We start from the raw sequence: 26,265 nt of genomic DNA on the forward strand, positions 1-26,265 counted from the left end.
TAGCTTGTGTTGTCATTTCAATTGTCGGGTAGAATGCAGGGGTAATGTCATCAAGCGCAGTGTCGTACTTTAGTTAGCAAGCGATTCTGATCTAATCAATAATTCTTAAGGAAGTTGACGGTTATCTTTAACCGTCAACTTGTTGTTTTTACGAGTTTGAAAAACGCTAAACAATATTGTATGTGATAATTTTAGAACCTGATTGTGTTCAGATGTTATTGCTGAACTAGTTCAACCACGCATCGCTTTGGCCAATAGACTTCAAAGTCTAATCCTCAGCACACAAGTCATGTCTGATTAAATCCTCATCAGTGTATTGGGCGGCAAGCGGAGGTAGCCTTTAACAGTCGTTGAGCTGACTTCTCCCCCAAAATGGAACCATAACATTGATGAGATTTCCAATGATCTGGAGGCTATTGGTAAGGCCTGAGATTTCCCGACACTTTTTATGGTAAAAATGTAACTTGTACCATAAGAGGTAAATCATGAGTAAAGGCATCCGTTATTCGGACGAATTTAAGCAAGAAGCAGTTAATCAAGTTGTTGTGCATGGCTACAGCGTTGCCGATGTTGCTGAGCGGTTAGATAACAGCACCAAGAGTATTTATGGCTGGATGAAGACATTTTCTAAGTCAACGATGCAACGTAAAGATGATGAAGATCTTCGAGCCGAAGTCGCCAGACTTAAACGTGAATTAAAGCGAACTCAGCAAGAAAGGGACATATTAAAGGAAGCCGCTGTAAGTTCAAGTGAACACCGCAACACTCCTTTCAATCATGTGTGAAGGTGTTTTAAATTCCAATGTTTTTCTTGGTCGTTCATTTAGTTGAGTTGCGACTTCACTGGGTCGGTCTTGAGAGTGCGGTGATAGATCCGTCTTTTTAGGGAAGTATTGTCGAATAAGGCTATTAGTGTTTTCATTCGTACCTCGTTGCCATGGACATTGTGGATCGCAGAAGTAAACTGGCATGCCAAATTCCGCGGTTAAAACGCTATGTTTAGCCAGTTCCATACCTCTATCCCAAGTAAACGATTGGCGGTATTTAGAGGGCATTTTTTAAACACCGCTAACAATGCCGTATTCACTGAATCTGCGTCTTTTCCTGCTAACTTCAAGGTGATTGTGAAACGCGATTTCCGGTCTACCAATGTGGCAATATGGGTGTTTTTAGAGCCTGTTACTAAGTCGCCTTCCCAGTGGCGAGGGAACGTCGATTATCAATATGTTTTGAGCGTTCGTAAATTGAAATGCCGTTGACTAGCCGTTGACTATATTAATGGAGCCTCTATCACCTTTACGGCTATGAAACCGACTATGCCGCATAGGCCGCTTTCTTCGTAAATGCTCAGTCAACGAGTGATGAATGATATTCCTCGCCCTAACATACAATGACTTATAAATGGTTTCGTGTGATACCTGCATTTTCTTATGCCGAGAATACTCGACACGTAGCCAACCAAATATTTGCTCTGGCGACCACGTCAACTCCAGCTTCTCTATAACCAACTTTTTCAGCTCTGGGTATTGTTCTAAAACACCAGACTTTGGCCGCTTGGCCATTCGTTTCGCACCGTTATCAGCATCAACTGCTTTGTAATATCTACGCCCTCTATTTCTGGCAATTTCACGTGATATGGTCGAGAGAGGGCGAACTAGTTGTTTAGCTATTGCTCTAATGCTCATCTTTGCAGACAATGAAACGCGGATTTCTTTGCGTTCTGAAAGTGTTAGGTGGGAAATATTACGATGCCTTGGTCTAGGTTTAATGCCACCATCTTCACGTAAAATTGTGAATACCGATCCCGGCTTTGCCTCAATAATACGACCAATATCACTAAACCCAGCACCTTGCTTCCATAAATCAAAAACAAGTGTTCGCTCATCTTGAGTAAACGTACGTTTTATTCGCTTCATCCAAAGCCCTCACGCAAATCAGTATTTTAGTATAACTGTTGCATTGACCACTTGAATCTACTGCCGTGTACTTTGCCGGGGAGTAAAAGAAAAGTACACGTTCGTAAGGGAGCGAATCCGCGCTATCCAGTTAAGGTTATGTGCCAGATCCTGAATATTGAGCGCAGCGGTTGCTATGCTTGGCTCCAGCAGCAGTTAAGTGCCCGGGCCAAGGAAGACCAGCGATTATTAGGTAAAATCAACCAGTTCTGGCTTGAAAGAGGTTGTACCTATGGTTACCCGAATACCACTATCGAGTTCAAAAGCGACGGTGAGACATGCGGTAAGAATCACGTTCATCGATTAATGCGAGAAGCCAGTATCCGCGCTGAGCGCGCTTACAAGCGCCATCAATGCTTCAAAGGCCGCAAAGTAAGCATGGTTGGCCCAAATACTTTGAAACGCGAATTAATCTTGCATAAACCAGATAGTTATTGGGTAACTGATTTTACATCTATCCGTAACTACGAAGGCGGTTATATCTTACTGTGGTTATCGACTTATTTCGCGGCGTGTTATCGGCTAGTCAATGAAGAGCAGTCCAAAAGCTGACTTGGTCATTGATGCGCTGCTCATGTCGGTTTGGCGTCGCAGGCCCAACAAGCAGAAGTTATTGGTTCACTCAAATCAGGGAATTCAGTATACCTCGTCAGGACTGGCGTTACTTCCTGAATGACACAAACTGGAAGCAACTATGAGCAAAAAAGGTAACTATCATGACAATGCCGCTACAGCAAGCTTCTTCTCTCTTCTTATAAAAGTTCGGGTGAAAAGAAAAATCTACCCAACACGGGCTCTGGCAAGGGCTGATATATTTGACTATATCGAGGGGTTCTGCAATCCAAGACGTAATCATGGTGCAAATGGTGTACTGTCATCAGTCAGATACGAAAAGCAGTATTAGCAGCACCTTGAAGATGTTTAGAAAACTGGGTGCTTACCAATACAGCGATTTACAAATATCGATATAAGCAGTGTCAAAAAATTTTACATGAATAAAAAATAATCCACCAAGAAAACAATAAAACCTTGATTGTAAAGGGTAAAAAATATTTGGCATGCATAATGCATATAAGGGGGAGCGGCATTCATTTACAACACACTATTATTTAAAGTGTTAGAGAGAGACTAGATTATGAGATTTATTCTGGCGTTATTTTTAATGACTTCTGTGTTCTTTGCAACAAACACAAAAGCAGCGTATATCGATTTTAATGATTATGTGATAAGTTCTAATTATGGCGGTCAATACACTAACGGTGGATATGTCATTAGTGATGATGGACTTAGTCTAACGCTCTCTGGAAACCTATGGGTTGCAGTTTTAGCGCGTCTAGAAGCAGACAACACAAGCACTTTATTTTTCGATTTTAGTGCTACAGGATCCTACGGGGAAATTTATGCGGTCGGCTTTGATGATAACACTATTAACAACAATCCTGGTTCTTTTTACCAGCTAGGCGGAAGTCAGTCGAGTGGTATGAATATATATGACTCATATAGCATAGCTGACGGCACCGTCGAATACAGTATTTTATTATCTGAGTTAACAGGTACGTTCTACAACTGGTTTGTAGTGGCACTTGATAATGACGCGAATACTACGGGCTCGTCAATTACGATCAGTAATGTTGAGATTTGTTCTAATCCAAGTAGTAGCGAATGTTTATCGGCTGGTAATCTTAGCGAGCCCATTAGTGAACCTAGTACTACATTATTACTAATAATTGGAATGTTGTTTATATCAGTCTATTTTAGAAAACGTTATAACTAACATTTCTCTAATGCCCAAAAGGAACCGCGCATACTAGCAAGTAGTTAGTCTGTGCGCGGTTCGGCCTTTCCCCTGAAATATCCCCAATTTTCCGATGTGATTTTTAATATTATGCTGCTCGTTTTGCATACTCAACAGGTGGAAGATAATTCAGTGAATTAAGTGGTCGAACGCTGTTATAATGTACACCCTATAAATCCATTTGGTATTTTGCTTCATCCAGAGTTCTGCCAGTGCTAATTCAGCCATTCGTTTCTGAAGTTAACGTTTAAGCGCTACACGACAGCATTCTGTGTTGGTATGCCTTGCTAGTGAATTATGGTCCGTTGTCAAAATCACCTTCTTTTACTTTCCGCGTAGCCTTATCAGTTGACTTAGAAAACGAGTAACCTGTCGTCCACGAATTGATACTGAGACCAACTGACCAACCATTTCTCTAGATATATCACAAGCTACATTCAGTACACGCGGGCGCCTGCTTCTGTTTAACTGGTCTGATACAAAATCAATAGACCAGCATTAATTCGGTGTTGAAGGCACCTCTATTGGCTGTTTATGCGCTTCTTAGTCGTACTTACTGCGCTTCCTCGGTATAAAGACGGTATGTATGCTTGCGATTAACTACTCGGCATTCTCCTTTGAGTAAGCCAAGAAGCATCAAACAGCCGTATCGAGGATACTGCGGAGCCAACTCTTTAAAATGTAATGCAACAGAGTCATCAGCTTTATTTGTTGGGCAGTAGAGAAATCCCGTTCTGCTACACCAGCAAACTTACAAGCCACCCGTTAAATTAGCTTAAAAACATCAACTAAATGACAGCAACAGGGTTTCTTGCTGCTGGTGTCACCACTATTTTGAAAGAAAATCCTTCATCGCTTCTACTTGCAGAAGTTAGGCTGTCAAAATCTTCTTTAGCATATTATTTTCGGACTCTAATTATTTCAGTCACTTGGCTTCGTTAACTTCCATGCCCGCATATTTGCTTCGCCGGTTATAAAACGTAAGAGAACATATGCCTATATCACGAGATATATCGTCTATCTTAGTACCACTTAATTGCTTTGATAATTTGTTCTTAACTGTAAAGTTTCTTCATAGTGAGATCACCATTGTCTCCAGTTTATTGGAAATATCATCAATGTCATGGTGCTATTATTGGGGGGGGGGAGGTCAAACCACTTGGCAGTGATTAACGAGCTAACACGTTATACTTAAAAGCGACACAACATGTTTGTGTGATTAGCTCTTGGTTACCCAAATATTAGCTCTAGCCCGAAGGAGTAAGCGTCTATTCTTTCTACGTTGGACGATAGCTTAAACGGTGACGCTCGGCCTGGTTAATTAATGCTATTCTGATCATGGCCAATGTGTTTCTCAGTAATGTTTTTTGGGATTAATCTGATCTCAGAAATCACGCTGACTTCCCTTCAAAGAATGATTTACAATTAAGAACAATTATTTAGATAAAAGTACCCGCAACTACCCACCCAAACAGTAAATATGGGCTATAGACAGTCATACTAAAACATGGGATGCTTAAGAGAAAAATAAAGATAATCGGAATACAATACAATAACAGACTGATTAAATTATTTTAACATAACATAAAATAATAAAATAAAAGGAATTTTGCAATATGGTTGATAAAAAACCGAATCAAGAAAGATTAGGCAAAAAAACAAATGTTGCTCTAGTCGCCAACTTATATCCTACAACTGAAAAACCATATTTCGGAACATTTATAAAGCATATAGAAGAGTGCCTAAAGTCTGAAGAGATTGAGTTACATCGCCATGTTCTTCCAGAATATGGCAAAGGCTTACTAGGATACTTAAAGTTTTATTTTAATACCTATATATCACTTTTAAAATTTAATGGTATTGTTTATGTCCACTATGTAAGCCACTCTGTTCTACCCGCATTACTTGCTTTAATTACAAATAGAAAAATAAAACTTGTATTAAATTACCATGGTAGCGACGCTTTCCCAGAATTGGGTGAGAAAAAATATAAAACAATAATAAAAAAATCAATTTGTAAAATTGCTAACCATAACGCGAAATTAATCATCGCCCCGTCAAATTGGTTTAAACAAAAACTAACCGAGACTTACGGATTAGAAAAAAATAAAATTAAAGTATCCTATTCGGGTGGTGTACAAGAAAAAATTTTTAAAAGTAAATTTAAGGATAATGAAAACACAATAAAATGTGTTTTCGCTGGAAGAATGATTAAAGAGAAAGGTGCATTGGTTGCAGCCGAATGTATAATTGAAGCTAAGAAAAAGGGATTTGAATTAGAAGCAACATTTATAGGTAGTGGGCCTGTTAGAAAACAGCTTCAACTAAGTCTTCAAGATGTAGATGGAATCAAATTCTGCGACCAATTAAGCCAACACGAGCTTTCAAAAATATTTCAAGAATCCGATATTTTTCTTTTTCCTTCAAGTCGGAAGGGAGAGTCACTTGGTCTAGTTGTTGCTGAGGCTGCAATATGTGGTTGTCTACCATACGTAGTTAAAAATGGTGCGGTTGAAGAAATGATAATTGAATCGTTACAGTACCAGTGTATAGTCCCGTTGGAAAATTACATAGCAAACTTTCCGTCATTTTTAAAAAATTATGTAGATAACAAAGAGAAATTTCTAACAAATATGTCATTCTACGAAAAATTTAAGAGTAAACATATTTCTATTGATTTAAAGAATATTATGGTGGGAGTCGACAATGAAAAATCGTAAAATGCTTGCAGTTGCTTCAAGCGGTGGACACTGGATTCAATTAAGAAAGCTTTCTAAGTTATTTGAAAGTTACAACACTCGCTTTATTACTACGGATAAAAGCCAGAAGTCTCAAGAAATTTATATAGTAAAAGATTCAAATTTGAACCAGAAATTTAGCCTTATTTTAACTGCTATACAGGTTTTCTATGTGATAGTGAGATTTAGACCACACTATATTATAACGACTGGGGCTGCGCCAGGTTTTTTGGCTTTGGTTTTTGGAAGGATGTTGGGATGCAAGACTATTTGGATTGATAGCATTGCAAATGCTGATGAGTTATCTTTAGCTGGAAAAAAGGCAGGACGATGGGCTAATCTCTGGCTCACACAGTGGCCTGAACTTGAAAATAAAGATTCAAAACTTTTTTTTAAAGGTAGTGTTATATGATATTTGTAAGTGTAGGAACACAATTACCTTTTGATAGAATGATTAAACTGATAGATTCTTGGGCTTCTGAGCAAGACTATGAAATCATTGCCCAAATTGGTGATTCTGAAATTCAGCCCAAAAATATTTCATATCAAAAATATATACCATTTCAAAAATTTAATGAATTATTCAATCGCGCAGAAATAATAATTTCACATGCCGGGATGGGGAATATTATTTCTGCGATGGATAAAAATAAGCCTATCTGCATTATGCCAAGGTTAGCGAGCTTAGGAGAACATAGAAATGAACATCAAATGTCAACAGCTGAAAAATTTTCAAAATTTTCTGATGTACATTTTTTCGATTCATTGTCTTTACTTACAACTGCAGTCGAAAAATGCAAGATAAAAAATAATGAATTTAACGCGATGAATAGAAACGCAGACGAATTTAGTCTAAGAATTAAAGAGTGTTTAGAGGAACTTAAATGAAAGAGAGCGACAATAATTTTGATGGTGGTTTCTATAATGCAATAACATTTCAAAAGATTTCTAGATACTTTTATTTAAGAAAAATGAAAATTATCGCTCGTTTATTCAACTTTTTAACGCACTTTCTTTTCAGCTCAACAATACCATCTAGCGTTGAAATAGGTGAAGGAACGTACTGTAGTCACAGAGGAATAGCGGTAGTTATTCATAAAAATAGCAAGATAGGCAAAAACTGTATTATTGGTACAAGTGTTGTACTTGGGGGTAGACATAGTGAAAACCCAGGAGGACCAGTTATCGGGGATAATGTTTATATTGGTACGGGAGCGAAAATTTTAGGGCCTATAAAAATTGGAGATAATTCAAACATTGGAGCCAATTCAGTTGTGCTGAAAGATGTTCCTGCTAACTCTACTGTAGTCGGTATACCGGGTAAGGTTATATAATTGTGAAGAACGATATTAAATTACTAATAATTGCAGGTACAGAAAAATCAGGTACTACATCACTATATCAGTATTTAGTAGATACCAATTATTTTACTACATCTGTTAAAAAAGAGACTGATTACCTTAGACAGCCGGAATGTAATATTGAAGAATACTTAAATGCAAATTTCGAAAAAGTAAAAGGTAACACTGATACGTACCTAGAAGCGTCACCGGGTTACCTAGCAGACAGCATAATTGTTTCACAAAACATTAAAAAATTAGGACTACAAAATCAAAATTATGTTTTGATTATTAGATCTCCTCTTGAAAGGCTCATATCAAATTTTATATTTAGAAAGAGCCGTCTTTATATAAAAGAGTCTGTAACTTTTGATGAATACGTTGAAAAATCAATATCTTATGAAAAAGGTACACCTTTAGCTGAATTAGGGATGACAGAGTGGTGCATGCGCGCTCTAGATGGCGGGCTATACCATAAGCACATACAGCATTTTAAGAATATCGGCATTAAGAATATTCTTGTGTTTGAGTTTAAAAACTTTGCTACAAATCCGCAGGCTGTAATGAACGTCATTAAAAATAAATTCAATTTAAACTACTCATTACCCGAAAACTATTCTTTTGAAAAATCAAATGTAACATTCTCAGCAAAAAACAGCATAATACAGAAATTTGCTCTTTTTACCAACAGAAAACTAGAGAGTTTTTTTTATAAACATCCAAAAGTAAAACATAAAATCTTAGATTTTTATAAAAAAATAAACTCTAAAGATAAAGAAAAAATAACCATAAAAAAAGAAACATTAGAAATACTGCACAGTTATTACAAAAGCGATATAAAAAAGCTTTGCTCTGACGGGTATATAACTCAAGAAACAAAAGACTTGTGGTTAAAAGACTTTCAATAATATGAATTTAATTATTAAATCTTCACTCAACTGTAAAACATCTACGGTAGTTGCATTACTAATTATTTTTATTTTTATAAAAAAAATTACTACAGGCCAAGCTCAGCAATTTATAGTTATACTTGAATTATTAGTGGTTTCAATTGCCATCTTATACTACGTTTCGAAAGATGGTTTACTAAGAATACCATCCAAATTTCTAATACTTCTATTTTTAAGTTATATAGCATTTGGGATGATAGGGCCTATTATTAATGAAACATTTAATGTTTATACGATAATACAAACAGTCCTCAATCTTAAAATTTTTTTATTACTTCTATATTTATATAATAGTAGCCGTAGTACGATATTTTCAGAGAAATTCTTACTATTCGTATTGATAATAAATACGGTACTAATTTTATTTGAAATGTTATTCACCGGATTATATTCTTCATTATTTCCAGGGACTACTGTAGGGTCAGTTGTACCTGGAACATCGATATTAAGATATTCGGGGTTATTCAACCATCCTGGACAGTTAGCTCTATTTGCATTTGTTATATTCACATCATCGTTATGTAATAAAACTAGCAAGTATACCAAATATATAACTTACCTCTCTTTCGTTGGAATTATTCTTGCAATGCAAAGGCCTGAGCTTATCTTTAGCATTGCCTTAATAGCTCTTTATACGTGTTATCGTTTGGAAATAAAATCGAGATCCTTGATTGCATCTATCGCTATTTTAACAGCTCTAACTATATCCATAATTGCCAGTAATAAAATATCAAGTATATTAATTTCAAATTTTGGTGTTTTTGTGAACACTTCCGGTCAATTGTTAGATATGGCTCCGAGAACAGCTCTCTTGTTACAGTCTGTTACGTTGGCAAATCAGTATTTTCCATTCGGGACCGGATTCGCAACTTTTGGAAGTGGACAATCTATTAATAATCCTGAAAATGTATATCACCTAACGTCGTTAATTGGAATCTGGTGGTTCGAAAATGGTATGTACTATTTTGATTTTTTTTGGGGTTCAGTTATCAGCGAAACCGGATATTTCGGCTTTCTTTCATTATCCCTTTTCGTAGTTATATTGATGTTTAAACTAATTACAAAAAATCCATATTACAACAAAAGAAAAATATTCAACTTTCATAATTTAGTATTATATCTGTTGTGTTTTTATTTTATACTTAACTCTTTGGGTACTCCGATAATAAATGGGAGTATTTTACAATTATTTTTATTATTATTTTTAATTAAAAACCTAAAGGTTTCCTGAATAAATGAAAAGAATTAAAGCACTCAAAATTAGTTCTCTTAGCGGGCTTAATAAAGGTGATTATATTATATCGCTTTGTATAGAACATCTATTTAAAATAAATGATGTCGAAATTACCTCTATTGACATAGAAAAAAGGAGTGTTACAAATAACTCCTCAGTAGATAAAAGGTCATCAAATATAGCATTAAGAATAATAAGATCTAATATTTATTTAAAGTACTTTACTAAAATATTTAAATTAGAAACTAAAACAATCCCTTCAATAATAAAAGAGTCTCTTAAATATGACCTTATTATATTTGGGGGAGGTAATATGTTATTCAATCAAAGCGGTTGTCCGTACCTATATTATTTCAGTAGGTTAGTAACAGAATTTAAAGATAAGAAAAGAATATTATTATATGCAGTTGGTGTTGGTCCCTTTGAATTACCATATAAAAAACAACTAAAAAATATCGTTACACATTCGAATGTTATTTTGGTCAGAGACAAGCATTCCCACAAGTTAGTCAATGATTTAGATATAGATACATCTCAAAAAAACTTGTCAATAGCAGTAGACCCAGCTTTTATATTAAGTGATATTTACCCTATTAAAATATCTGATAAAAAATATATTGCATTCAATATTATTGACTTTCAAGTTATGTCTTTCCATGATAAAAACTTTGATTTGGAAAAACTATCAAGAAACATCATAGAAATTGCTAGCCGATTAGAGTTAGAAATTTTATTACTTGTTACTTCTGATCAAGATATAAAGATTACTAAGAAAATACATGAATTAATATTAGAGGCAAATATAGCTTCTAACTATTTCTATATACGAACAGATACGGATTATTCGGAATTGTATTCATCTGTAAAGTATTCTGTTGCATCCAGGATGCATTCATCTATATTCTCGCTTTCTTACGCAATACCTACAGTGGTAGTTAATTGGCAGCACAAGGTGAAAGGGACTCTAGAGGAAGTATTTTCAGATTCTGCTCCTTATCTAATAAGCAAAGACTTTGAGCCGGATGAAGTTACCAATAAGCTTACTGCTATCCAATATATAGAATTAGAAGAATCTATTAAATCTATTAAAGAAAAGATATATGATCAAGCTTCCAGGATAATTAAAAATGAAAAAAAATCTTTTCTCTGACGCATTTTTTTATTCACTAATCCAGATCTCTAACTTCTTAATTCCTGTTATAACTCTACCCTATGTAACTAGAGTTGTAGGAGTAGATAACTATGGTCTTTTAGAAATCGCTTTCGTTTTTACAAGTATCTTTGTTATAGCAATAAAGTATGGTTTTGAATATACAGCAACACGCACAATATCAAAAAACGCAGATAATAATAGTTTATTGAGTAAAGTTTTTTATGAATACCTTTATGCAAAATTAATAATATTGCTGTTTTGCTTCACAATGTTTTTTGCTCTGTCATACTATGTTGAAATAATTAGTAAATACAAGTTTTTGTTTTTCATTACATTTATCACAATAATAGGTGACTTCTTAATACCAGGATGGTTTTTAAGGGGGGTGGGAAAAGTAAAAACGGTTGCTATTTTTCTATTCTTTTCGAAGCTCTTAACGCTTCCACTTATTTTTCTATTAATAACTGAAAGTGACGATTTTTACTATAGAGCTGCAATTGCTTCATTTTCACATATAGTGATTTCTATTTTTTGTATATTTTATACTGTAAATAAATTTAATTTGAATTTTATTAAACCAAAGCTAAAAGAAGCCTTTGCCAGATTGTCGGAAGGTTTTCCGCTGTTTATATCTGGTGTATTAATTTTACTAACAGGAAATTACAATTTATTCTTTATGGAAAGTTTTGGTAATTTTTCTATGTCGGAACTTGGAAATTACGCGGCTGGCCAAAAGTTAATACAAATCACCCAGAATGTAGTAATGCTTTCTATCTCACAAGTTTTCTACCCCTACTTTAGTAAGCTAGTCAGTGAAGATATTGATAAATTTAAATCAGAAATCCTTTCTGTGTTTAAGTTAGTAATGCCGATTATTGTTGTCGGAACTTTTATATTATATTTCTTAGCGGACTTCGCTTGTAGCGTTATGTTTGGAAAAGAGTTCGTTTTAGCGTCTGACTTTTTGAGGATATTTTCTGTCCTACCTTTATTGTATTTCGTTTCCAATTTGTTCTTATTTCAAGGGGTTAGTAATTTAGTATCTGACAAATTCGTTATGTATACGTACCTGATATTTGCCGTTGTTAATTTAGTCGGACTTTACTACTTAATTCAATCGCAAAATGTTTATTATGTTGCGTTTTTCCGAATAGCAGTACAAATGACTATAGCAATTTTCTCAGTAGTATTTTATTTCTGTATCGTAAAAAGAAGGAAATCAAATATATGAGATTAAAAATCTTAGCATTTTGTGTCTCATTATTTCTAATCTCAGACACATTCGGTTCTGTTTTCGATGAGATGAAACCATTTACAGAAAGTGTACGTGCAATGCTTTTAGCTGAAACAAATTGTGTTTTAGCTGATGTAGAGTTAGAGGCGCAATATCAAGGCGGCGAATCGAAAGTAAGGGGAATCGAATTAGTAGAATCTCCTACCGATAGTAGTAGTAAAGTTTTATCTACCTGGCTAAAAGAACCAAATATAAGAGATAAAAGAGGTAGGGTTCAGGTAAACGCCTATGACATACCGAATACTGAATTATTAGAATATTCTGTTAAACTTTTGATTCCGAAACCAATGACGCAGTTACTTTCGTACAATGGTGATTATGACCATTTCATGGTCGCAGAATTTTGGAATGATATAGGATGGGGTTCTGACTATCCATTTAGGATATCGGTTTACTTAACAAAATATGAAGGTAAGAACACATCATCTTATAGGTTTCAGGTTAAAGCAGAAACAAAGGAAAATAGTCAATGGGAAAATTTAATTTGGTCTGAATTAAACACAGATTTTAACGTACCTTTTGATGAATGGATTACTTTAAATTACAGTCTAAAAGAAGGTAGCAACACCAGAGGGTTATTTAGATTAACTGTAGAAAGAAACGATATTGAACATGAAGTATTTTTAGTACGTAATTGGACCCATCACCCTGAAGATAATAAACCAAGTGGTATAACTCATTTTAACCCAATAAAATTATATACAAGTCATCATTTAATTGATTTCGCTAGTTCAAATGGCTTCAAATTGAACCTGTTGTGGGATGATTTAGATTTTAAGTGTTAAGGTTCGATAGGTTCAATTGAATTAGTCTGATTACCAAGGGATACTGACGGTACAAGTACCAAGCGATTTTGATTTAATCACACTATAAACGTAGCCGCGCTTCGGCAAGATTTGCCAATTTTAACGCAGTAGTATTCATGTTTTCCCTCAACCAGATATTACGAACGCCCCTAGCATGTATGTCGACGTTTCTTTCAGACTTGAGCAACCGTGATACCTTAGACTGTCCCAGGTGTGGGTTAGCCAGGGAGAATTAGATGACGACTTCTTCGATGGCTCTATCTTTACGATTTTTGTCACAAAGATCAGGCGTTTTCTGACGTTTTAACGATTCGATTCCGCCTTGTTGTATCAGCTTACGATGGCGTAAATCGTATCGCGGAAAACACCACTAAGTCGGTATGCCTCTGCCACATTTCCAAGCCTGTCAGCCAACGCTAACACCAGAAAAACTGCGTAACTGTCCGATCAGGTCTGAGCTAGTAAAGTTCAATGTATCAATTAAATTTGAGTTTCTTTATATAAACTTGTGTGTTTGCCGATGATACTGACGGTATAATTACGAAGATTTTTGTCATAATCTCACATCCATTAATCCCGCTCTTTGGCAAGCTTATTCAACTTACTTACTATTTATAATTTCCTTCAGTCAGTTTCCGCGGATTCCGCGGACGTGTATATCACCGTTCAGCAGCACCCGTGTAATCCAACCATTTTAAGCAGAAGTCATTGATTGTATTACTTTACACCGCTCTCAATAGTTATTTAGGTCGTACACCACCAATTACCATATTAGGTCGTTCATTGCTTTAAAGCCAAAGCAATTTTATTCTTAATTCTTTTGGTTATTTGTTGGGAGAGGCCAGAAAAGTAACCATTATCATTAGTTTAATTATAAAAAAATTCTATACGTGATATGCTGGTTAGGCTTTGCTTAAGCCAAAGAATTGGCAAATAAGAAGAGGTTTTAAGTGAGATTCAACAACGCCCGCATAAATTCATTTTTGTTGCTTTCACTTGCTGTGTTAATGCTTAGCGGGACTATATTCGCTATCGGACCTCTCCGTTTTACACCAGAACTCTTTAACCGCATAGAACAGGAATACGGTACTTCAGCGCGCGAACGTGTTGCAGATTGGCAACAAGAACTGCTCGATCTGCAATCCGAAGATATTGATGAACAACTCTACGAAATTAATCGCTTTTTCAATTCAATACCATATTACGAAGATTCCGTTCACTTTAAACAAGCAGACTATTGGGCCACGCCAGTAGAAATGCTGGCCACCAATGGCGGTGATTGCGAAGATTACACTATAGCCAAATATTTTAGTTTGCGTGCTTTGGGCGTGCCCGAGGAAAATATGCGTATGATGTACGTAAAGGCATTAGATTATAATCAGGCCCATATGGTATTGGCTTACTACCCGTCGCCCAATGCTGTGCCCTTTATTTTAGATAATATTAATCCTCGCATATTGCCAGCTAGCCGGCGCACCGATTTGCAACCAGTGTATAGTTTTAATGGTGAAGGGTTGTGGCTGGCCAAAGCACAAGGCCGCGGTAAACAGCTAGGAAGCGGCTCACGCCATAAGTTGTGGGAAGATTTAACCACCCGTATCGAACGGGGATTTTAAATAAAACAGGTAAAGACATGTCACTTTCTAAACAATTCAGCTTAGGTTTTATCATTGTGCTGTGCCTGGTCTTTTTCAGTACGGTGTGGATAAATGTAAATAGCTTCCGCGCGTATATCGATGACCAGCTGACGTCACACGCCCAGGATACGGCGACGTCGTTAGGGTTATCGATATCCCCCTACATTGGCAACGAAGCAGATCTCCCCTTGGTAGAAACCATGGTGAATGCGATTTTCGACCGTGGCTATTACCAATCCATTGTACTTAAAGATCTCGATGGCAATGTGATTTTAGAGAAGGTAAACCCGCCGCTGCCAGAAATGGTACCAGAGTGGTTTATGGAGTTGTTTCCGCTTACGCCGCCCACTGCAGAGACTGAGATCAACTCAGGCTGGAATATTGCTGGCACCATGACAGTAAAAAGTCATCCGGGGATGGGCTACGCGCAACTATGGCAAAATGCAAAAGATACATTTTGGTTCACCCTTGCACTGTTTGTGATCGGTACCTTGCTGCTATTTGCGTTATTACGCATTATTATTACGCCAATTCTCGCCGTGGTGAGAGCCTCTGAACGCATTAGCGCGCGCGACTTTAGCGAAATAGAGTCGATACCCAAAACCCGCGAGCTAAACCTGATGGTGCGGGCCATTAATAAGATGGCCGGTATTTTAAACAAGCAGCACAAAGAACTCACCGCGCAGGCACAAAGCTACTATCAAACTGCCTATTTAGATACCCTTACTCAACTGGGTAACAAGTTGGCGTTAGACAATCGTCTTTCACGGCTCTTTGCTGATAAGGAGATGGACCCTTCAGGCTTTTTGGTGATTGTACGCTTATCCAGCCTGGCGCATGTGAATGAATCAGAAGGTGCACAAACGGCTGATATCTACATTAAAACACTGAGTCATATTCTGACTGAACAGGGCAAGTCATTGAATGGAGAAGTATACAGAGTACGCGGTGGTGATTTTGTCATGCTGCTCGAAAACATTAATGAAGAAAGGTGTGCGGCACTCCTCGATACCTTAAGTGACGAGTTTAACGCGCAGTCTTTGCCTATGTATACTCAGGGCTTTGCCCACATCGGCGCGGCCAAGTTCAGTCAGCTTACTAGTAAAGTGCAACTACTCGAGAATGCCGATGCAGCACTAACTACCGCCAAGAGTCAACCAAAGCGTTGGCAGCTGGCCAGCGAAATCGACACTTACCGCAGCCAAAGTGCATGGCGCGATGAGTTTACCCGCATATTAAGCACCAAAGCCGTCGACGTTGTTAAGCAACCTGTAAAGAATTTCGACGGCTCTACGGTGTACTTTGAATGCTTTGCCCGCTTTAAAGCTTACAATGGCGAGGATTATTTGCCTATGTCGCAATTAATTGCCGAATCAGAGCACCTGCACTGTGCTGGTAAACTCGATTGCCTGATATTGGAAAAAATCCTGACACTTTACAGCCAGGATCCGGGCGATCCCGTTGCGATCAACATTTCCAGAGCGTCATTTGCCGAGCGAAATACGCTCGACGAACTCATTACCGTGCTGCAAAAATTTGCCAGTATCGCCAATAACACCATTATAGAAGTGAACGAAGTGTGCTTACAAAATGCGCCAGATAACGTTCATTATCTGGCAGACAAGTTACGCGAGTTAAATGCTAAACTCACTGTAGAGCGTGTAGGTACAAGCATTGCGGCATTTTCGCAACTTCGCAAGCTGCGCCCCGACTTTATAAAACTCGACGGTAGCTTTACCCGCAACATTCATTTATCGGATGACAACCAGTTCTTTGTGCGGTCGTTAGTTAACATCGCCCACGGATTGAACATTCAGGTAATAGCGGAATTGGTCGAGGAAGAAATAGAGGCACAAACCTTGCAAGCGCTATTTGTAGATCATGTTCAAGGCTACTTATTCTGTAAGCCTCGCGCTTGGTAAACTTCTAGAGCAAAATAGTTTAAAACTTGACCTAGATTTATACAAATTAACTGGTAAACTATATATAGGAATTCCGGTGCATTCCATCACTCAATGGAACTGACGGTGTCTTTATCGTTTATCAAATACACTCAATGGAGAATATTATGCGCAAATTACTACTAGCCTGCGCTGCAGTTATGGTGAGTTTGTCCCCACTGTCATATGCACAGGAAGGATCAAGTTCAACAGAAACAGAAACATCAGCGGTTACTGCTGACAGTATTGTGGCTGGCCTTACACCCGAGCAGAGAGAAGCTTATGAAGCCATGGATGCTGCTGACGCAGCAGTTTTTCTTACTGCAATTGCTAATGGTTCAACTGTAGTTGATGCGTTTCAAGCTACACTAGCGGTTTCTACTAACCCTGCAACGTTAACTGCATTCGCGAAAGCGCTTGATCCTGCTTCTGCGACAGCAATCGATAATGCGGCTCAAACCGCTACTGCGGCAGGTGGTGCTCAGGGTAACCAGGGTAACGCGCAAGGTAACAACGACAATGCTAGTGGTAACTCAACTCCTGGTGCCGGTAATAACAACGGTAATGGTAACCAAAACCCAGGTACACCTGTTGGTGCTGGTAACGGTGCTGGCGGTGGCGGCGGTGGCGGTAACACCGGCTCTAATAACTAAGTTATTGCCAATACAAGTACAGTTTATATTTATGAAAGGCCTCAATATTGAGGCCTTTTTTGTTTTTTAATGCCAATCATTAATAATTTGGACTACACTAACAATCATCACAGGGATTTAGCCGTATTTAATACCTTATGCCGAATACTTCGAATTATGCTACGCAAAGACGCGTAGACCCCGTTAAAGACACTTTTTGGTTTTACGTACTCTTATTTTTGATATTTTGGGCGCCAATCCCATTGGGCTCTAACCGCCCATGGGCATGGGGGATATTAGAAGTTGGCGCATATGTTACTTTTATAGGCTGCATGTGGCTAAACAGTGAGCGATTCTTTCGTGCACTTGCGCCATTTAAATGGCCAATTTTTGCGTTTATTCTTTTTTTAGTTTGGAATGCAATACAAACAATCCCCTTACCGTCTTCCTGGGTTCAAATACTGTCTCCTAATGCGTACAACTTATACACAGCTACCCAACAACCTCTGAGTCACTTTCCACTATCTGTTGACGCAGGGCAGAGCAGGGTAATGCTATTAAAGGGCATTGCCTATTTTTGCTTTTTTGCAGCAACGTTACTCATGTGTAGAACCGATAAGCGAATTAAACAGGTTATGTTGTGTATTATCTTTTCTGGGCTGTTTCAGGCGCTTTATGGCGCTCTGGAAGTGTTATTAGCAGGCAATTCCAGTTGGATATTCGGGTTACCGGTAAAAAATGTAGCCACTGGCACGTTCGTTTATAAAAACCATTTTGCCAACTACCTGATGTTATGTCTTTCTATAGGGGTTGGCTACCTGGTAAGTACCTTAAATACCCAAACAGCGAGCACAAAAAGAGAGCATATCCGTAACTTTTTAAATACCATGCTTAACGGTAAGGCAGTGGTGCGAATTGCTTTGGCCATTATGGTAATTGCGTTAGTAATGTCTCGCTCGCGTATGGGCAATACGGCATTTTTTGCGTCTATGACCATACTAGGCCTGTTAGGGCTTTTACTTATAAAGCATCGTAGCCGCGGGCTAACCATGCTTATTGTTAGTTTGTTTGTGATAGATACCTTTATTTTAAGCGCCTGGTTTGGTCTCGACAAAGTGCAGGAGCGTTTAGAGCAAACAAGCTTAGAGCAAGAAAAGCGCGACGAAGTTGTTCGAGACTCACTGCCTCTGTTAAGTGATTTCTCTTCAACGGGTTCTGGGATGGGTACCTATTATAATGTGTTCACTAATTACCAGGGCGAAGATATTTATGCGTTTTATGATCATGCCCATAATGATTATCTTCAATTCGCTATAGAAGGGGGTATCCCAGCGACTATACTCATTGCACTTTTACCCTTGTGGGCATTTATAGAGGGAATAAAGGCGCTACGGGAGAGGCGTAATGGGTTGATGCAAGGCTTAGCGTTTGGCGGGTGTATGGCTATACTCGGTATGTTTATACACATATCAGTAGATTTTCCACTCCAGGCACCGGCAAACGCGATGTTATTTGTTATTATTATCGCGCTGGCTTTTTGCTCTAAAAAACGGGAAAGAAGAAGAAGGTCTCGACAAGCTCTAAACTAATGCATCTACACTCAAATAGAAGCAGGCTATCGGTTGCATTTTAATCTTCTGTCTGCCCTGTCACTCGCTTCGGCTTGCTTCAGCCAGAGACAGCCGATAGCGGTACCCTGATTAGAATTAACTACCTGTAACACCGAACGAGTAGATAAGTGATTAAGTAAGCCTAACTCAAAACGATGGCTAATCGTTTTGTTAAATTGAACATACAAGCTCAAATTAGACTTTAGAAAACTATAACCTAACCTGGTCATTAAGATATGTATTTCAGGGGTACTGGCACCCAACGTATTGGCTCTGTTGAGATCATAAGCAATATCATCGTTAGGGTGTTGCAGTTGCCATTTTATAAAGGCCTGATTGCCCCAGGTTACAGGCCAACCCGGTCTCATAGCTATAGATTCATTATACAAATCCAATACGTTGTTCTGAGTAGAATCCGCATTCTTCTCGAAACCCCAGTAGATTCCCCATTGCAGCACCTCTGCTAAAACATCTGTATAGAATGCCATGTCGCTTTGGTATGCCACAGCTTCGTTGGCGAATGATACTGCCTCGTTATATTCTGCAACCGAGGGCTCTTCTCCGCTATTCCAACTGTCAATATAGTTTTTAACAGAATAATACTTTAAAGAGGCGACAGTTGAGGTTAATGCTTTTACCGATGCAAAGCAAAGCAACATCGTTATGATGCTAAATATCAATACATTAACTACCTTTCGGATTGCCATATTCACTTGTACCTATTTTTATAACTTAGTTATGTAATATAGTAGGCTAAATACAATAAAGCCGCTTGTTAAGCGGCTTTATTCAATATAATTTTAGCTAAAAACACAACTAGCTGTCTTTACCATCGGCATAATGAGAATTATAGCCATATTTATCATAATAACCTGTATAGGCGTATGCGTTACTGCTTTTCTGTAAATCGACCTGGTTCAACACAATACCATCTACTCGCTTACCTGTGCTCATAAAACGGTTCAAACCACTATTGATTAGCTGCTCTTTGGTATTATCGGCGCGTACTACATACAGTACTACGTCACAAACCTTAGAAACCACTATGGAGTCGCTCACCGCCTGAGTTGGTGCAGTATCGATGATTATATAATCATAAACAGTTTTTAGTTCTGTTATCAGATCCTTAAACTTATTACTCGCCAACATTTCCTGAGGATTAGTCGGGATAGAACCTGCGCTAATCACATCGATTCCGGCTTCCGCATCACTTACCAAACACTCATCTAACCGATGAGTTCCCGCCAGCAAATTTGATAAACCCGGTTGAAAACCCGGAAAATCAAAACGTTTAGCCACCGAAGGCCTGCGCATATCCGTATCTACCAAAATAGTTTTACCCAGTTGTCCCATCGCGAAAGCCATGTTTATTGATACCGTGGTTTTACCTTCTTTAGGTACGCTGGAGGTAACCATTATAACTTGTTTGGTAGTCTCAATATCAATAAGCTGAACACTGGTACGCAATGTTCTAATTGCCTCACTAAAGGTATGGTGAGCAGGATCAAAAAATTCTCGTAGCGGTAAATCCTCTTTTTTCTTGTGTGGTTGCCAAGGTATAAGCCCCATCATACGCTGGCCTAACTTACGCTCGACATCCTCTACTGAGCGAATACCACTATTTAATACGTCCATAATTACAGCTATAAATACACCAAAACCTAAACTTAAAACAAATGCAGCAAGAACAATTAATGTGGTCTTAGGCTTAGCTGGATATACAGGTATTGTAGCCCTATCTAAAATTCGAGCGTTGGCAGATTCAAAACCGCCTACTTCGCTGGTTTCTTTTAAACGAGTAAAGAAGGAATCATAGAGTTGTTGGTTAATACTTACTTCCCGCTGAAGTATTTTCCTTTGTGAATCTAACGTTGTAAGCTTTCTGTATTGCGCTTTTGCGTCGGCAACCGCCTTACGGAGTCCTGCAACCTGAGACGTTGCTTGGCCATAATCGCTGGTTATACCAGAAATCAATGCCCTGACTTGTCGGTTCATGCTCTCTTTAACTGAATTCAATTCAGCCATCGCTGAAATCATCTTCTGATGTTTGGGGCCATACACTTTACTTAATTCAGAAACTTTGCTTTGCGCTGTTAATTCCGACTCTCTAACACTCTGTATCGATGGGTGATTAAGTACCTCAGGGAGCTTGGCGATTTCATCTATATCCCCGGCATAATTTTGAACTTGTTGGTAAATAATTTCGCTATTCTTTAACCTGTTCTCAGCCTCTAAGAGTTGTTCACTTAATCCCTGTAACTCTTCAGCAGCAAGGCCTACAACTCCGTCTAAATCGACCAACTGTTCCTTCTCATAAAATTCGGCCAGTCTTTGTTCCGACCTCTCTAATTTTAAGCGTAGCCCCTGCAGACTATCGTTTAGCCATGTGGTCGCTTTAGAAGTCATATCGAATTTAGCTTCCAGATAACTTTCTATATAAACTTCTGCTGTTGTGTCGGCTATTTTTGCCGCCAACTTAGGAGATTCACTTTCAAACGAGATTTTTACTACTTGAGTGTTATTGACTGGAGAGACAGTCATAGACTCCATAAAAGACTCTATGACCTTTTGTTTATTGATCCAATCGATCTCTTCTTGAGTTAAAACTTCCTTTTCGCTCTGAGGCAAAAACGTTAAAAGAGACTTTATGGTTGCCTTAGCGCCTTCAAGAAAATCTTTAATCCCACCTTCATCTTCTTCCGAAGCGAAATAAGGTGAATTAGTGAGATCTAATTTATCAACCACTTTTTCAGCAATATGTCGTGACTTGAGAATCTCATATTGCGTTTGAAAATACTCTTTCCCTGTAGAATCTAAACCATATACTTCTTCTATAGATACAACTTTTGCTTCTTCAGCCTCTATCAATAGCGAGGAACTAGCTTTGTATATTGGCGTCATAGATAAAACGATTAATGCAACTAAAAGTGTGAAAACTAGTGCTAACCCAAGTATCTTCCACTTATATCGCTTTATCACCATCAAATACCGACCTAAATCAATGACGTCATCTTGATTCATTGCCTTATCGTCGGTTTTCGCTATTCCATTGGATGACATACTAAAGTTCCAGGTAATATTTTGTTCGAGATTAGAAAAAGCTTTGTTCGATAGTGATAATATCACCAGGTAGGATTGGTGTGTACCTGTCTGCTTGTATTCTAACGCTTTCTCCATCAACTGTTCTGTCGATATATACCTTGGTTTTGGAGGCCCTTTCGGTATATCCACCTGCTAATGCAGCAGCTTTGTCTATGTTTAGACCTGGTTGAAATGCATAGCCCCCTGGGTTCTTTACTTCACCATTCACAAAGAAGGGGCGATATTCAACTATCGAAACAGACACAGATGGATCAACTAAATAGTCGCCCTTTAATCCCTCATAAATATAGTTTTCTAATTCGCCGACGGTCATCCCTATGATCTTAACTTCACCCAGGTAAGGATAATTGATAACACCTATATCAGTAAGACGAGTCTCTAAGGTTAAGTCTTCTTGGCCGTACACGAGTATTTTGAGGAGGTCACCCGAACCTAGTGTATATTGATTAAGTTGGCTGGACTGGGCAAAAGAATTTGCTGACACTAAAAGTGCCAGCAACAAACTTACTACTACTGTTTTCATATTTTGAACTGACCGTTTACAAACTCACTGTTGCCGAAACGCTGAACAAGTTTCTATCAAATTCAATGGTTTCTCGGTTACTGCTTCGCTGATCAAAGGTGTAACCCGCTTGAATAAGCACCCAACGTCGCATCTCATAATTTAAAAACATACCAATGGTAGTATTTTTATCTTCACGATCGCTACCTGCACCGGTATAGGTATCTGTTGAGTACGAAGCGTTAACTGTGGTCGAGGTACGCTCTAACCATTGGTGATCCCAGGACGCTCTGTAAGTGTTAGTTTCGATAAAATCACCTTCACCGTTGGTTTCATTGGTATTGGTGAATGCAGTAAAATCAACAGTTGAATAAGTCAGCGGTTCCCAGGTTACACCTACGCGCCAGTCTAAACCATTGAATGATTCACGGCCTGCAGCTGCAAAATCTTTATTACGATAACCTACTTTAACATAACCGGTAGTTTTTGCAGTGGATTCCCACTGTGCACCAACTAATGCGCGTGTTTCTGTACTATCCAATGGCTGGGTAGGGTCTAAAGCAAAATCGTAGGAAACGTCTGCATAGGTAACATCAAAGGTTAAATCGGTTGCTGGCATTACCCGGTAGTAAAACGTACTGCCAAGATCTGCTCTGTCCAGGTCACGGCTGCGATATCGATCGGTGTCAATGTCATAATCGACAATTGAATAACCAGCGGTAAAATCAACACGGCCTTTAGCTGTCATAGCGCCGTAAGAATAAACCGCATTTACAGACGGATTCTTATACGTATCCACCGAATTAATGGAGTCGCCGTTACCTATAGTAAAGCTTGTACCACGGTCATCATGACCATCGTCGTACAAGGCAGACACGTTAAGACGATTACGGCTGTTTAATTCTAGTGCAGCAGATGCACTTAAAAGGTGATCGGTAAAATCATCAGCTGAGCTGGAATAATAGTCCGCGCGGGTCAGCTGGTAACCAAACTGAATTTGGTTAGGGCCATAGTTGTTAACTAACGTAAACGCCGGAACAACAGTACGCTTATAACTTCTGATCTCATCGTCTGATGAGCGGATAACGTTATCGTCAAGAGTCAAATCCAGAGCCACTGTTGGGAAGAGTTGAAACCCGCCTAAATCAATGCCTGCAGCATCTTGAGCGCTTACATTACCACCTATTAAAATACTAGAAACTGCTGTCGCTAAGTATAATTTTTGCATACCTTTGTCCTTTTATAGCTCAATTTAGCTTGTTGTAATCACTTACTGTAAACACTCCCTTTACTACATGGCGGTATGTGGTACGTACTGACTAAAATTTTGTAAGTGTAAAAGCTACCCTGTATTGAGCGTCTCGTTAAGTGTGAAAACCCTGTATAGTGCAAGCGAAAAACATGCCAATACGTTAATTTACTACAATTAAAACCATCGTAAACTAACAAGTATGTTGATTAGCTGATTATCTACTCGCATATAATCTATTTGCATATAATGTCATCTAAGTAACCAGCTAGTCAAAGCATATATTAGCGAATGATTTTAATTTTTTAAGTCTTCAAATGCGATTTTTGATAAATTAAGCGTGTTTTTTCGTTATGATAATAAAATGTTTACGTGGCATTAACATTTGGCTCTTCTAGCATAACCCCTCCATGTATTTTCAAAGGGTAAAGGTAATCTGTAGGGGGTAAATTAACTGCCGCTGGCGGTACTTTATAGTTGTATGTTAGCGAAAGTGGTTAGCAGAAATTACAGGCAGGTGCCTGAGGCATTTTACCAGGTTGCGGCCCTCTGACCTGTCGGCAATCCAAGCCCAACAAATGTGACGGTTGTTAGAGGCACACCATGAATAAATCCGGTGTGCTGATTTTTGATTGAGCTGATTTTTTGCTGGCCTTCCGGGTTTTGTATATATATCAAATATATATAATGCTGCGTTAAAGGGTTTTTATACCGTAATGGTTATTTGTTGTGGCGACCCTTTGTGTTGGACGAACATGCAGTTGTTGGTTTTACAGGTAGTAACGAGATGGTGGTAGTAAAATGAGCGACCAGGATCGATATAAAGGCGATAACGAAATTACCGAACCCCATGTCGGCCACGGTGGCGGTTTTATCGTTCGCAATAAAAATGGTTTTGCTACGCTTTACCGCCTGATAGACGTGTTCATTATCACAGTATTGTACTGTATGTCCGGCTTTTACTTTGAAATAGCATTCACTTTTGCCCCCATGCTGTTGCTATTTGCATACGTTATGAGTTTTCAAATAACGGCCGAGGCAATTGAGCTTTATCGTTCCTGGCGCGGGCATCGAACCATCGAAATTCTCCGGGCGGTGGCGATTGTTTGGTTTTTTAGTGGGTTAATAACCTTAACCGTCGGCTTTTTCTTTGGTTCCAAAATTGCCTTATTGCCGCAATTTATTTTCTTGTGGTTTTGTCTTACGTTACTGGTGCTGCTGGTGTGGCGTTATGTAATGCGCAAAGTGTTGTTCAGAGTGCGAAAAAGCGGCAGGAATTCCCGTGAAGCTATTATTATTGGGGCCACCCAGGTGGGGTTAAATGTCGCCAATCAGATTAACGAAAACGAACAACTGGGTATTCGCTTTAAAGGCCTGTTTGATGACCGTGCTGACACGCGCTTATCTCACGAACTACAAAACCAAATACTGGGGAATATTGATGACGCCATCGCAATGGCGAGGCGCAATGAGGTAGATTACATTTATATTGCCCTGCCTATGAGCGCTGAGAGCCGTATTCGCCATATACTGGAAAAATGCAGTGACACCACAGCAAACGTGTATTTGGTACCGAACTTCTTTATTTACAACCTGCTTAATGCCCGGTGGCAAAGTATTGGCTCAGTGCAGGCATTAAGCGTTTATGACACGCCGTTTCAGGGTGCCGCCACATTATTAAAACGCATTGAAGATGTTGTACTGAGCGTGATTATTTTAAGTTTTTTAATGATTCCGATGGCCCTTATTGCCTTAGCAGTAAAATTAACCTCTAAAGGCCCGGTAATATTTAAACAACACCGGTATGGATTAGACGGCAGACCGATCACTGTGTATAAGTTTCGTTCGATGACCACGCAGGATAACGGTGAGGAGGTTAAACAGGCAACCAAAGATGATCCAAGAATTACCCGGATCGGCGCTTTTATTCGTAAAACTTCCCTCGACGAACTCCCTCAGTTTTTTAATGTACTGCAGGGGCGTATGTCAATTGTTGGCCCGCGCCCTCATGCGGTGGCACACAACGAGCAATACCGTAAAATTATAAAAGGCTATATGTTGCGCCATAAAGTAAAGCCCGGGATCACCGGCTGGGCGCAGGTTAACGGACTACGCGGCGAAACCGAAATTATTGGTAAAATGGTGAAGCGGGTTGAGTATGATCTCGATTATATTCACCGCTGGTCAGTTTGGCTGGATATAAAAATTATCGCCATGACAGTAGTAAACGGTTTTGTAAATAAAAATGCCTATTAGCGGCAATGGGCTAAAGTAGTTTGCTGTGGTAAAGCGGCATGGCTAAACATTAGCGCCAGCAAAACCTCGGCA

20 protein-coding genes and 3 pseudogenes are annotated in these 26,265 nt (G+C 38.6%); 17 read left to right on the plus strand and 6 right to left on the minus strand.

Annotated features, from left to right (window positions below):
• The first annotated feature begins 485 nt into the window (after nt 1-485).
• Complete coding sequence (locus OIK42_RS02105) at nt 486-785, plus strand: transposase (protein WP_273637973.1); 300 nt, start codon at nt 486-488, stop codon at nt 783-785.
• Here the strand turns inward: OIK42_RS02105 and OIK42_RS02110 are convergent.
• Nucleotides 747-1,907, minus strand: a pseudogene (locus tag OIK42_RS02110) (IS30 family transposase). The gene OIK42_RS02105 and the pseudogene OIK42_RS02110 overlap by 39 nt on opposite strands.
• A 73-nt stretch (nt 1,908-1,980) precedes the next feature.
• Here OIK42_RS02110 and OIK42_RS20385 point away from each other — a divergent pair.
• Together OIK42_RS20385 and OIK42_RS02125 are read left to right on the plus strand one after the other, a co-directional pair.
• A pseudogene (locus OIK42_RS20385) lies at nt 1,981-2,859 on the plus strand (IS3 family transposase); the annotation flags it as partial.
• Nucleotides 2,860-3,090: 231 nt separating this feature from the next.
• Nucleotides 3,091-3,729, plus strand: coding sequence for a hypothetical protein (locus tag OIK42_RS02125; protein ID WP_273637979.1), 639 nt, complete (start codon nt 3,091-3,093; stop codon nt 3,727-3,729).
• A gap of 109 nt (nt 3,730-3,838) precedes the next feature.
• Here the strand turns inward: OIK42_RS02125 and OIK42_RS02130 are convergent.
• Nucleotides 3,839-4,799, minus strand: a pseudogene (locus OIK42_RS02130) (integrase core domain-containing protein).
• A gap of 567 nt (nt 4,800-5,366) precedes the next feature.
• On the opposite strand from OIK42_RS02130, the gene OIK42_RS02135 reads away from it, so the two are divergent.
• From OIK42_RS02135 to OIK42_RS02195, 13 genes are all read left to right on the plus strand, one after another.
• Nucleotides 5,367-6,470 (plus strand): glycosyltransferase family 4 protein, encoded by a 1,104-nt coding sequence (locus tag OIK42_RS02135; RefSeq protein WP_273637981.1) that lies wholly within the window; start codon nt 5,367-5,369, stop codon nt 6,468-6,470.
• The gene (locus OIK42_RS02140; RefSeq protein ID WP_273637983.1) at nt 6,457-6,900 is read left to right on the plus strand and encodes a glycosyltransferase family protein; all 444 of its coding nucleotides are present in this window, start codon (nt 6,457-6,459) and stop codon (nt 6,898-6,900) included. Before OIK42_RS02135 ends, OIK42_RS02140 begins: the two co-directional genes overlap by 14 nt.
• A complete protein-coding gene (locus tag OIK42_RS02145; RefSeq protein ID WP_273637984.1) occupies nt 6,897-7,376 on the plus strand; it encodes a glycosyltransferase in 480 nt (159 codons plus the stop codon). The genes OIK42_RS02140 and OIK42_RS02145 overlap by 4 nt, the downstream gene beginning before the upstream one ends.
• A complete protein-coding gene (locus OIK42_RS02150) occupies nt 7,373-7,822 on the plus strand; it encodes a serine O-acetyltransferase (protein ID WP_273637985.1) in 450 nt (149 codons plus the stop codon). The genes OIK42_RS02145 and OIK42_RS02150 overlap by 4 nt, the downstream gene beginning before the upstream one ends.
• A 2-nt stretch (nt 7,823-7,824) precedes the next feature.
• Complete coding sequence (locus OIK42_RS02155) at nt 7,825-8,736, plus strand: sulfotransferase domain-containing protein (RefSeq protein ID WP_273637986.1); 912 nt, start codon at nt 7,825-7,827, stop codon at nt 8,734-8,736.
• A gap of 1 nt (nt 8,737) precedes the next feature.
• A complete protein-coding gene (locus tag OIK42_RS02160) occupies nt 8,738-10,009 on the plus strand; it encodes a hypothetical protein (protein ID WP_273637989.1) in 1,272 nt (423 codons plus the stop codon).
• 4 nt (nt 10,010-10,013) lie between these two features.
• Nucleotides 10,014-11,162, plus strand: a complete 1,149-nt coding sequence (locus tag OIK42_RS02165) for a polysaccharide pyruvyl transferase family protein (protein WP_273637991.1) — start codon at nt 10,014-10,016, stop codon at nt 11,160-11,162.
• Nucleotides 11,140-12,396 carry an oligosaccharide flippase family protein gene (locus OIK42_RS02170; RefSeq protein ID WP_273637993.1) on the plus strand — a complete coding sequence of 419 codons (1,257 nt, stop codon included), beginning with the start codon at nt 11,140-11,142 and terminating at the stop codon, nt 12,394-12,396. The genes OIK42_RS02165 and OIK42_RS02170 overlap by 23 nt, the downstream gene beginning before the upstream one ends.
• Nucleotides 12,393-13,244 carry a hypothetical protein gene (locus tag OIK42_RS02175; protein WP_273637994.1) on the plus strand — a complete coding sequence of 284 codons (852 nt, stop codon included), beginning with the start codon at nt 12,393-12,395 and terminating at the stop codon, nt 13,242-13,244. Before OIK42_RS02170 ends, OIK42_RS02175 begins: the two co-directional genes overlap by 4 nt.
• Before the next feature lie 971 nt (nt 13,245-14,215).
• Entirely contained in the window at nt 14,216-14,881 is a 666-nt protein-coding gene (locus tag OIK42_RS02180) for a transglutaminase-like cysteine peptidase (protein ID WP_273637995.1), read from the plus strand.
• Between the two features lie 17 nt (nt 14,882-14,898).
• Nucleotides 14,899-16,824 carry a bifunctional diguanylate cyclase/phosphodiesterase gene (locus OIK42_RS02185; protein ID WP_273637997.1) on the plus strand — a complete coding sequence of 642 codons (1,926 nt, stop codon included), beginning with the start codon at nt 14,899-14,901 and terminating at the stop codon, nt 16,822-16,824.
• A 146-nt stretch (nt 16,825-16,970) separates the two neighbouring features.
• Nucleotides 16,971-17,495, plus strand: coding sequence for a hypothetical protein (locus OIK42_RS02190; protein ID WP_273637999.1), 525 nt, complete (start codon nt 16,971-16,973; stop codon nt 17,493-17,495).
• Between the two features lie 581 nt (nt 17,496-18,076).
• Complete coding sequence (locus OIK42_RS02195; RefSeq protein ID WP_273638001.1) at nt 18,077-19,063, plus strand: O-antigen ligase family protein; 987 nt, start codon at nt 18,077-18,079, stop codon at nt 19,061-19,063.
• Between the two features lie 26 nt (nt 19,064-19,089).
• On the opposite strand, the gene OIK42_RS02200 is transcribed toward OIK42_RS02195, so the two are convergent.
• The 4 genes from OIK42_RS02200 to OIK42_RS02215 form a co-directional block, all read right to left on the minus strand.
• Nucleotides 19,090-19,791: a hypothetical protein gene (locus OIK42_RS02200; RefSeq protein WP_273638002.1), complete on the minus strand. Its 702-nt coding sequence runs from the start codon at nt 19,789-19,791 to the stop codon at nt 19,090-19,092.
• Nucleotides 19,792-19,900: 109 nt separating this feature from the next.
• Nucleotides 19,901-22,144, minus strand: coding sequence for a GumC family protein (locus OIK42_RS02205; protein ID WP_273638004.1), 2,244 nt, complete (start codon nt 22,142-22,144; stop codon nt 19,901-19,903).
• A gap of 31 nt (nt 22,145-22,175) precedes the next feature.
• A complete protein-coding gene (locus OIK42_RS02210) occupies nt 22,176-22,709 on the minus strand; it encodes a polysaccharide biosynthesis/export family protein (RefSeq protein ID WP_273638006.1) in 534 nt (177 codons plus the stop codon).
• Between the two features lie 16 nt (nt 22,710-22,725).
• A complete protein-coding gene (locus tag OIK42_RS02215; RefSeq protein ID WP_273638007.1) occupies nt 22,726-23,916 on the minus strand; it encodes an outer membrane beta-barrel protein in 1,191 nt (396 codons plus the stop codon).
• Between the two features lie 822 nt (nt 23,917-24,738).
• Between OIK42_RS02215 and OIK42_RS02220 the strand changes: the two genes are divergently transcribed.
• Entirely contained in the window at nt 24,739-26,193 is a 1,455-nt protein-coding gene (locus OIK42_RS02220) for an undecaprenyl-phosphate glucose phosphotransferase (protein ID WP_273638008.1), read from the plus strand.
• The last annotated feature ends 72 nt before the right edge of the window (nt 26,194-26,265 follow it).

Origin of the sequence: Alteromonas gilva (genome assembly GCF_028595265.1) — a bacterium.
GTDB classification, from domain to species: Bacteria; Pseudomonadota; Gammaproteobacteria; order Enterobacterales; family Alteromonadaceae; genus Alteromonas; species Alteromonas gilva.